9 protein-coding genes are annotated in these 10,137 nt (G+C 35.0%); all 9 read right to left on the minus strand.

What is annotated here, in order from left to right:
- Positions 1-27: 27 nt before the first annotated feature.
- The gene (locus HMPREF2580_RS07460; RefSeq protein WP_002442519.1) at positions 28-360 is read right to left on the minus strand and encodes a putative DNA-binding protein; all 333 of its coding nucleotides are present in this window, start codon (positions 358-360) and stop codon (positions 28-30) included.
- Positions 347-1,603: a signal recognition particle-docking protein FtsY gene (gene ftsY, locus HMPREF2580_RS07465; RefSeq protein WP_070831643.1), complete on the minus strand. Its 1,257-nt coding sequence runs from the start codon at positions 1,601-1,603 to the stop codon at positions 347-349. The genes HMPREF2580_RS07460 and ftsY overlap by 14 nt, the downstream gene beginning before the upstream one ends.
- Positions 1,600-5,169: a chromosome segregation protein SMC gene (gene smc / locus HMPREF2580_RS07470; RefSeq protein WP_070831645.1), complete on the minus strand. Its 3,570-nt coding sequence runs from the start codon at positions 5,167-5,169 to the stop codon at positions 1,600-1,602. The genes ftsY and smc overlap by 4 nt, the downstream gene beginning before the upstream one ends.
- A 98-nt stretch (positions 5,170-5,267) precedes the next feature.
- Positions 5,268-6,014: a ribonuclease III gene (gene rnc, locus HMPREF2580_RS07475; protein WP_002442511.1), complete on the minus strand. Its 747-nt coding sequence runs from the start codon at positions 6,012-6,014 to the stop codon at positions 5,268-5,270.
- A 119-nt stretch (positions 6,015-6,133) separates the two neighbouring features.
- Positions 6,134-6,367, minus strand: a complete 234-nt coding sequence (locus HMPREF2580_RS07480) for an acyl carrier protein (protein WP_001830184.1) — start codon at positions 6,365-6,367, stop codon at positions 6,134-6,136.
- 306 nt (positions 6,368-6,673) lie between these two features.
- Entirely contained in the window at positions 6,674-7,408 is a 735-nt protein-coding gene (gene fabG / locus HMPREF2580_RS07485) for a 3-oxoacyl-[acyl-carrier-protein] reductase (RefSeq protein ID WP_037541397.1), read from the minus strand.
- Complete coding sequence (fabD, locus tag HMPREF2580_RS07490) at positions 7,401-8,327, minus strand: ACP S-malonyltransferase (protein WP_070831647.1); 927 nt, start codon at positions 8,325-8,327, stop codon at positions 7,401-7,403. Before fabD ends, fabG begins: the two co-directional genes overlap by 8 nt.
- On the minus strand, positions 8,320-9,306 hold the full coding sequence (gene plsX / locus HMPREF2580_RS07495; protein ID WP_037541395.1) for a phosphate acyltransferase PlsX: 987 nt from the start codon (positions 9,304-9,306) through the stop codon (positions 8,320-8,322). Before plsX ends, fabD begins: the two co-directional genes overlap by 8 nt.
- Positions 9,299-9,868 (minus strand): transcription factor FapR, encoded by a 570-nt coding sequence (gene fapR / locus HMPREF2580_RS07500; protein ID WP_070831650.1) that lies wholly within the window; start codon positions 9,866-9,868, stop codon positions 9,299-9,301. The genes plsX and fapR overlap by 8 nt, the downstream gene beginning before the upstream one ends.
- Positions 9,869-10,137: the final 269 nt, after the last annotated feature.

Consider the following 10,137-nt stretch of genomic DNA (forward strand, 5'->3'; position numbering starts at 1 on the left):
ATTGCCCTCCTTTTTGAAAAATAATGACTACTCTAACTCTTCTAATTGTTTAATATATTGTTTAAGCAAATCAGGTTGATTAAGCGATTGTTTCATTAAGTTATAAATTTCTTGACGTTTTTCAAATCGTCGATATAAGCCTAATTTAGATTCATAGTCTTCTACTAAATCGCCAGTTCTTCTTATATTATCATAAACTGCCTGTCTACTCACTTCAAATGTATCAGCAATTTCACTTAGTGAATAATCTTGTAAATAGAATAATTCTAAGTAGTTTCTTTGCTTTTGAGTTAATAATGATTGATAAAAATCAAACAAATAATTCATTCTAAGTGTTTTAACTAAATCATTTTGACCCATCTTGTGTACCTTCTTCAGTTTCGTTAGATGATTCCACTAATTCATCAGGAATATCTTCATTTTGTTCAATCATATCGGCAAATAAGCCATAAACGTAACTTTCAGGATTAAATGGTTGTAAGTCGTCTAATTTTTCACCTAAACCAACGTATTTAACAGGAATGTGTAATTCGTTTCGAATGGCAAGAACGATACCACCTTTAGCAGTACCATCTAGTTTAGTTAATACAATACCCGATACATTTGTAACTTCTTTAAATGAGCGGGCTTGTGATAATGCGTTTTGTCCAGTAGTCGCATCTAAGCATAATAATGCTTCGTGAGGTGCATCTGGAATGGCTCTGCTAATCACACGTTTCATTTTATCTAACTCTTGCATTAAGTTAGATTTATTTTGTAAACGGCCAGCAGTATCACAAATTAAGATGTCTACACCTTTATTCTTCGCAGCATTAATAGCGTCATAAACGACAGCAGCAGGGTCAGAACCTTCGCTTTGACTCACAACTTCTACGCCTACACGTTCTCCCCAAACTTGTAACTGTTGAATTGCACCAGCTCTGAATGTATCACCAGCAGCCAACATAACTTTCTTACCTTCTTGTTGGTAACGATATGCTAATTTACCAATCGTCGTTGTTTTACCTACACCATTGACGCCCACCATTAAGATAACGTTTAATCTGCCATCTTCAATATTCATCGCTTCAGAATGATCATCTTCTTGATGATAAATTTCTACGATTTTTTCAACAATAACTTCACGTAAGTCTTCAGTTTCTTGAATATTACGTCTTTGAGCTTCAGTACGTAATTCATCTGTTAATTTCATTACAGTATTAAATCCAACATCTGCAGTAATTAACATTTCCTCTAGTGCTTCGAAGAAATCTTCATCGACCTTTCTGTAACGCGCAATTAAATTGTTTAATTGTTCTTGGAAATTTTGTCGAGATTTTTCTAAACCAGCTTTGAATTTAGCACCAATTTTCTGTGCTTCTATTTCTTCAAAGTCTTCGATAGATATTAAACCATCTTCATCGAAATCTGCTTCACTCAATTTTTTCGGCTTTTTCTTAGGTTTAGAATCTTCAGCTGTTTCATTCAAATTCGAGTCGTCTGACTCAGTGGATGTATCAGAGTCACTAGATGCGTCTGATTCCACATCTTCGGTTAACTCTTTTTGAATATCGTCTTCACTTTTACCAGAAAATTTATCCTTTAAGCGTTTAAAAAAGCTCATGCTTGTTCCTCCTTCATAACCTCATCTATAGTATTTAGGTTAACGCTAACCAGTTTAGACACACCTGATTCTTGCATTGTCACACCATATAAGCGATCTGAAAATTCCATCGTTCCTTTACGATGCGTAATTACTATAAACTGTGTCTGCTCTGATAATTCATTTAAGTATTGTGCATAGCGAATAACATTTGCCTCATCAAGCGCAGCTTCTACCTCATCTAGTATAACAAATGGAGCAGAACGAACCTTTAGAATTGCAAATAATAATGCTATAGCACTTAAGGCGCGTTCCCCACCACTTAATAGAGAAAGGTGTTGAAGCTTCTTACCTGGAGGTTGAACAATGATATCCACTCCAGCAGCTAAGTAATCATCTTCAGTCAAACGTAACTCGGCTTGACCTCCACCAAACAACTGCTTAAATACGGTTGTGAAGTGCGACTGAACTGCATGGAATGTTTCTTTGAATCGCCCTTCTACTTCTCTATCCATTTCGTTTATAATTTGCTCTAATGTTTCTTTCGCTTCTCTTAAATCAGTGCGTTGCTCATTTAGGAACGTATATCGTTCATTTAATTCCTCAAATTGTTCAATCGCATTTAAATTGACTGGTCCTAATTCATCAATCGACATTTTAGTCAATTTCACTTTTTTACGCAGGCTCTCAATCGGTTCGTCAGATTCATATAAAGTGCGTGCTCTTTCTACTGTAAGTTGATAAACATCGTTGAGATGGTCAATTGCATGGTTAATAAGTACATCTAACTTCGATTGTTTCGCTTTAATATCTTGGTAATGATTTTCAATTGATAGAATATCTTGGTGACATTCTTGAAGTTGACTTTCATTACGCTCAATCGTCTCATTCAGTTCGATACGTTGTTGTTTAATGTCTGTAAGTTGATGGTTAAGACGATCTCGTTCTTCTTCTTGTTCTTGAATTTGAGATTTCAAGTTCTCAAAGGCTTGTTCGCCCATCATTTCATCCGAATTGAATAGTCTGATTTTCTCTTGAACATCTTTAATTTGCAGTTGTGTTGATTCATATTGTTTATCTAAGCGCTCAATTGCTTGTTTTTGCGATTTAATTCTTTCTTTGACTACTGCTAAATCAGATTGCTTTTGATGGAGTTGTTGTTGAGTTTGCGTCGTTGATTCTTTTCCTTCTTTAGATAATTGAGTGTAACGCTCAATGTCACTTTCCAATTCAGTCAATTGCTGTTGTATCTCTGAAAGTCGAGTTTGTTTTTGCGTTAACGTTTCTTTACTCTTATCACTTTGGTAACCATCATTTTTCTCGAATTCAAACTCTTCATGTTCATTTTTAAGGTGCGTTTCTTGCGTTCTTAATCGATCTAACTCAAGTTCATGATGGTGCACTTTTTCTTTTAATGTATTATATTGTTGACTCGCATCGAAATATTGTTCACTTAATTTTTCAGCTTTGTCTTTTTGCTCTTTAAAATGACGTTCAAATTCGGCAGTTTGTCGTTGATACGCTTCAAGTTGATGACGCATTGTCGATAATTCATCTTTTTGTGAGAGAATACTCTTCGTTTTACGAGCGCCACCACCTGTCATTGATCCTCCTGGATTCACGACATCTCCTTCTAACGTAACAATTCGAGTTCGATAGCGAATCGCTCTAGCTAACTCATTTGCATGTTTCAAATCATCCACAATAATGGTATTTCCTAATAAATTTCCAACGATACTTTGGTATTTAGATGAAACCTTCACAGCATCTGAAGCAATATTAATAAAACCATCTGTATTACGTGCAATATCTTTTATATCTGAAGCAATTTGACGTGGTTTGATAACATTCAAAGGTAAAAATGTTGCTCTACCTAATCCACGTTGTTTTAAGTATTGGATGGCTTGTCGGCCATCTTTTTCACTATCCACAATCACGTGTTGGAGAGAGGCGCCTAAAGCTGTTTCAATTGCTTGTGTCATTTGCGATGGCACGTCGATAACCTCTGCTACCGCACCATGAATACCATTTAATTCATTATTTTTTGCTTTTAAAATATGTTTAACACCGTTAAAGAAATACGTATAATCTTCTTCTTGAGTAGCTAAACTATCAATTCTAGATTTTAGCTTTTCATTATAACGATACGCCTGATAAAGTTTGTCTTCATACTCTGATTGAAGCTTTTTAGAAGCTGTTAATTCTTTTTCTAGACGATTGATTTGTTGTTCAGCTTCAGACATCTCTTTTTTAGACGCTTTGTAATTCTTTTCAGTTTCAGTGATATTATTCTGAATTTCTTTTAACTGATTAAATGCTTCAACTAATCTTGAATCTAATCGAGATTTCTTCGCTTCGTTCTCATTTATCGTATGTTCCAAGAAACGAATATCATTATTAACGTCAGATTGCTCAGACATTAATGTATAATAATTATTTTTAATTTCTTCTAGCTTTTCATCATGTTGTTCATCAGAAACATAAAGGAGTGACTCTAAATCTTGTACTTCTTTATTTAATTGCTTTTGTTTATCCTTTAACTCACTAAGTATCTCTTCATTTTGACGTTTTTCTTCATCAATAGATTTGATTTGTGCATTTAAGTTTTCTAATTCTTCTTCATATCTTGCATTCGTTTCTGATTGGTTCTTTTTACGTTCTTCTAAAACGTTCAACTTACCAGCAAGTTGTTCATATGTTTCTGTTGTCTTAACCAACTCATAGTTTAACTTTTCAATATCATGGTCAATCTGTTGACGTTCGCCTTTAAACTTTTGCAATAACTGGTTAATTTGCGCTTGTTGTGCCTCTTTATCCGCTTGTTGACTCTTTAACTCGTTCAAACGATTGTCTAATTGGCGATTATCTTCATTATATTGATCAATGTCGTGCACTGTGACAATAACATCGCTTTGTTCCATTTGTTTAGAAAGTTGTTGATACTCTTTTGCAATGGCAGCTTCTTCTTTTAATGGTTCTACACGACCTTCCAAATCATATAAAATATCTTCTACACGAGTTAAATTGTCCTCTGTATGATCCAATTTATTGATTGATTCAGCTTTTCGTTTTTTATATTTTAAAACACCTGCTGATTCTTCAATAATTTGACGACGGTCAATCGGTTTCGCATTTAATATTTCGTCTACTCTGCCTTGAGAAATAATACTAAACGCTTCTTTTCCTAAACCTGAATCTAAAAATATTTCAATAATATCCTTTAAACGAGCACGGTCGTTATTCAAATAGTACTCACTTTCGCCACTTCTATATAAACGACGTGTAACCACTAACTCATCTGAATCAATCTGCAATTTCTTAGATTGGTTATCTAATTTTAATTTTACTTCAGCATAATTTTGAGCTTTTCTATGTTCTGCACCAGAAAATATAATATCTTCCATCTTAGCGCCACGTAATGATTTCGCAGATTGTTCACCTAGTACCCATTTAATTGCATCAGTAATATTACTTTTACCACTACCATTAGGTCCAACAATAGCTGTGACGCCCTTATCAAATTGGACATTCGTATGGTCGGCAAAAGACTTAAATCCTATGGCATCTATCGATTTCAAATAAACCATCTTATTCTCCTTATCCCGTTCCTGTTTAGTTTATCAGCACGACACACGTCATCTCTTCTTCTTTCCACTTATTATTTATTAAACGGAAGTTGAGATAATTAATGATGTCTCAGCTTCTCATTCTTTTTCATTGACTTATATGCTTGTTCTGCTGCCTTCTGTTCGGATTCTTTCTTCGTCTTTCCTTTACCTTCTGCAACTGCTTTATTTTCCAAAATAACTTCTGACGTAAATAATCTATGATGCGCCGGACCTTCTTCTTTAATTAAACGATAGGTTACATCGCCTTTATTCTGACGGTGCACAAACTCTTGAAATTGTGTTTTAAAGTCCACTACACCAACTAATTCATTATCTTCGACATATGGGAAAATGACTTTCTCAGCAAATGCCCAAACAGTCTCTAAACCTTGATCTAAATATAAAGCACCTACAAATGCTTCGAAAGCATCTGAAATGAGTGAAGGTCTTGTTCTACCACCTGTTTTCTCTTCACCTTTACCTAATAAAATGAGCTCATTCAAATCAATTTTATTCGCAAATATTACAAGTGAGGGCTCACAAACAATTGTTGCACGCATCTTTGTCAGATTACCTTCTGGCAAATGAGGATGCTTATCAAACAAATAGCGTGAAACCGTCAATTCTAATACCGCATCACCTAAAAATTCTAAACGTTCATTATGATCTAATCTATTCATATTAAAATCATTAATAAAGCTCGAGTGTGAGAACGCTTGTTGATACAAATCGATATTATTAAAACTGAAACCCCACTCATTCATTTTATTAGTAAATGTTTGTTGGAAATCTTTGACCATGTCTATCTTTTTCTGGTTAGCCACTGTCTAACCTCCTTGTCCAAAAAATTAAATTTCAATATACTTTAATTTTACGTGAAAATAAAATAAAACTAAAGAAAAAATCTGAGCCGACGTGAGTGACGACTCAGATGTAAGTTTTATTATTTTTCCAAGCTATTGATGTACTTAACAGCATCACCAACAGTGTTGATTTTTTCAGCTTCTTCATCAGGAATTTCAGTACCAAATTCGTCTTCTAATTCCATTACTAATTCAGCGATATCAAGTGAGTCAGCGCCTAAATCATCTTTGAAAGATGCATCTTCAGTTACTTTATCAGCATCTACACCTAAACGGTCAACGATGATGTCTTTTACTTTATCGAAGTTTTCCACGTCGATTCACCTCCTTTAAAAGCGTCTATCCATAGACTACTATATTTTCCCATTTTAGATTCTAAAATACAAGTACAATTTTTAGAAACACTTAGCACTTTAGTGCCTAGTGTTTCTTATGCAGTTGTGCCAACAACTGTATACCATACTGCACTTTAGTGCTTATAAAGTATCACTTTCATTTCAATGATTAGTGATACTTACGCAATGGTACAACCATTGTGTTCCTTGTTAATAGGATTACAATAGGAAAAGCCTATTGTACAAGAACTACAAATTGTTTTCTATAGAAAACAAAGTAGTGCTTTACATATACATTCCGCCATTAACGTGAATAGTTTGACCCGTAATATATTTCGCTTTATCTGAAGCTAAGAATGCGACAGTATTCGCAATATCAGTATCTTCACCGAAACGTGCCAAAGGAATTTGTTCTAACATTTGATCTTTAAGCTCATCACTAAGCGCATCTGTCATATCAGAAACAATAAATCCAGGCGCTACGGCATTAACAGTTATACCACGTGACGCAAGTTCTCGAGCAGCTGATTTAGTTAAACCAACAACACCTGCTTTAGTAGCTACGTAGTTTGCTTGACCAGGGTTTCCTACTGCGCCAACAACACTTGATAAGTTAATAATTGAGCCACCACGTTGACGTAACATTTGAGGTGTGACTTTTTGAATGCAATTGAATACACCTTTCAAGTTTGTATCAATCACGTCGTCCCATTCTTGTTCTTTCATACGCATTAAGAGATTATCTCTTGTAATACCAGCGTTATTAACTAACACATCAACAGAACCAAATTGACTTACGACCTCTTTAATCATCGCCTTAACTTCATCGCCGTTTGCAACGTTAGCTTGGATGGCAAAGCTGTCTACACCTTTAGCTTTAATTTCTTCAACCACAGCTTCTGCTTTGTCTTTACTACCTGCATAATTGACAGCAACGTTGTATCCTTCCTCAGCTAATTGTAATGCAATACTACGTCCGATACCACGTGAAGCACCTGTTACTAAAGCACTTTTACTCATTTTCATTCCATCCTTTCACATCTTCAAGTGTTTGAATTGAAGTAATTTTAACGTCTCTATTAATTTTCTTGATTAATCCTGAAAGTACCTTTCCTGGACCAATTTCAATAAAGTGATCTACGCCTTGTTCAATGAGCCACTCAGTAGATTTAATAAATTGAACAGGAGAATATAATTGCTTAACCATATTATGCTTAATTACTTCTGCATCTGTTTCACCTTGAGCATTATAATTCTGCACAACAGGAAACTGAGCATCATTCCAATTAAATTGATTGATATAAGAAGCAAAGTCTTCTTCTATCACGCTCATCATTGATGAATGAAATGGACCGGAAACTGCTAAAGGAAGTACGCGTTTTGCCCCTAAAGATTTTCCTTCTTCCACTAACTTATCAATGAGTGTTTTGTGACCTGAGACCACAATTTGTCCTGGTGAATTAATATTAGCTGGTTCAATTAATTCATCCTCATTTGATAAATCCTTACAAATCTTGTCTACTTCTTCATAATCTAAACCTAACACAGCAGCCATGCTACCTACACCATTAGGAAACGCTTGTGCCATTAATTGACCACGTTTACGTACAATTTTCACTGCATCTTCAAATGAAAGTACACCACTTGCTACTAAACTTGAATACTCTCCTAAACTATGCCCCATAGTATAATCAGCATTTAAATCTTTTAAAGCTGTTAATAACGCTACACTATGAGTGAGTAATGCTGGTTGAGTATTTTCAGTTTCACCTAATTTACCTTCTTCATCAGTGAACATTGTTTCAAGTAAATCGAAGTCTAGTGACGCTTGTGCTTGATTTAAAATTTCAGTCGAACGTGTTTCTTCATTATATAAGTCGCTCGCCATTCCAACTTTTTGAGCACCTTGTCCTGGAAAAATAATTGCTGTTTTACTCACTTTTTCCACCTACCGTTTCCCTCATTGTTTGTACTATATTTTCTTCACCAGCAATTTTAGCTTGTCTAATCGCTGAATAAAATGCTTTAGCATTAGAACTACCATGCGCTTTGACAACAGTACCATCTAAACCTAATAGCACTGAACCACCATATTCAGAGTAATCCATTTTCTTAGCGAATGTTTCTAAATCTTTTTTAAGAACAGCGCCTGCTAATTTATTTTTTAAACTGCCCATAATCGTTTCTTTTAACATTTTACCAATAGATTTCGCTGTACCTTCTAAGTTTTTCAACACCATGTTTCCAGTATAGCCATCAGTAACAACGACATCTGTATTACCATCCATCAATGTTTTTGCTTCTATATTGCCTTGGAAGTTGAAAGAATTATTTTTTTCGAATAATTCATAGGCTTTTTTCGTCAATGAATTACCTTTCGCAGCTTCAGTTCCAATGTTAAGAAGTGAGACTGATGGATTGTTAATACCGCGAATCTTCTGAGCATAAATATTACCTAATTGTGCGTATTGTAATAAATGTTCAGCTTTAGCGTCAGCATTGGCACCAACATCTAAGAAGACAAATCCTTTACCGTCTGTAGTAGGTAATGTGACAACAAGTGCTGGTCTCGCTACGCCTTTAATACGACCAACAATAAATAGTCCTGCTGACATTAATGCCCCAGTATTACCCGCAGAAACACAACCATCCGCTTCACCAGATTTGACTGCTTCTGCCATTTTAACCATCGAACTATCTTTCTTACGTTTAATCGCGCGAACTGGCTCATCTTCCATTTCAATTTTTTCAGAACAATGTCTGAAATCAATACGATCATGATTTAAGTTATATTGTTCTTTATCACCAAAAAGAATAATCTCTAAATCTTTAAAGTCTTCTACAGCTTTTTTAACTGCATCGAGTACGATACCTGGCGCGTCATCTCCGCCCATCATATCAACTGCAATTTTAACCATTGAATTCATCCTCACTTATATAGAACATTTTAAATTTCCCTTTAAAAACTAACTTGTCTTTAACAAATGAATTTACTTCTATTAAATAATGTTTACTTGTTTTATTTATTACTTGAGCTTCTGCTCTTACCGTATCATTTAATTTTACTTTTTCGACAAATGCAACCTGACTTTCTTGAGTCAATACTGTTGGATTATGTATAAGTGCTACGCATAGAGAGTTTGACTGAGCAAAGAGAATATGTCCCCTTGCGATTTGTGTTTTTGCAAAAACGTAGTCTTCAGTAATTTCTATGAGAGACTGTGCTTTTACATCTGGCTCTACTTGAATTAAATCTCCAATAATTTCATTGGCTTCAATAGACTTAATTTGTCCATAATTCTGTTCAGCCACAAGTTTAATTCTCTTGCGCAACTCTGGAATATTTAAATGCGTACGGTCTAAGCGAATCGTCTGAATACTAACATCAAACTTTTCACAAAGTTCATTATCTGTAATAAAGGGGTTGGCTTCAATTGCATTTCGAATTGCTATTCTGCGTTCGTCTTTCTTTAGCTTCAAACTCTCACCCCTCATTTTAGTACCAAGTCTTAAATATTCCTCACATATCATAACACTTTCTTATTCAATTCCTCAACAAATAACTGCACTGTTGGCACCTTTTCTACTATAAAAAAATTCTATCATTTAAATATGCACTATAGCCTATGCCCTGTGGTTCCAATCCCCAGCTTGCACTGTCTGTTGACTTTCGCTTACGAAAGTCTCTTTGCTGGGGCCCCGATTCCCGGCTTGCACTTTCCGTTGACTTTCGCTTACGAAAGCCTCTT

Origin of the sequence: Staphylococcus sp. HMSC036D05 (assembly GCF_001836225.1) — a bacterium.
In the GTDB taxonomy this organism is placed as follows: domain Bacteria; phylum Bacillota; class Bacilli; order Staphylococcales; family Staphylococcaceae; genus Staphylococcus; species Staphylococcus caprae.

Coding starts and splice junctions, on each gene's coding strand:
- HMPREF2580_RS07460 (WP_002442519.1), bottom strand. CDS start 360: ATGGGTCAAAATGATTTAGTTAAAACACTTAGAATGAATTATTTGTTT.
- ftsY (WP_070831643.1), bottom strand. CDS start 1,603: ATGAGCTTTTTTAAACGCTTAAAGGATAAATTTTCTGGTAAAAGTGAA.
- smc (WP_070831645.1), bottom strand. CDS start 5,169: ATGGTTTATTTGAAATCGATAGATGCCATAGGATTTAAGTCTTTTGCC.
- fabG (WP_037541397.1), bottom strand. CDS start 7,408: ATGAGTAAAAGTGCTTTAGTAACAGGTGCTTCACGTGGTATCGGACGT.
- plsX (WP_037541395.1), bottom strand. CDS start 9,306: ATGGTTAAAATTGCAGTTGATATGATGGGCGGAGATGACGCGCCAGGT.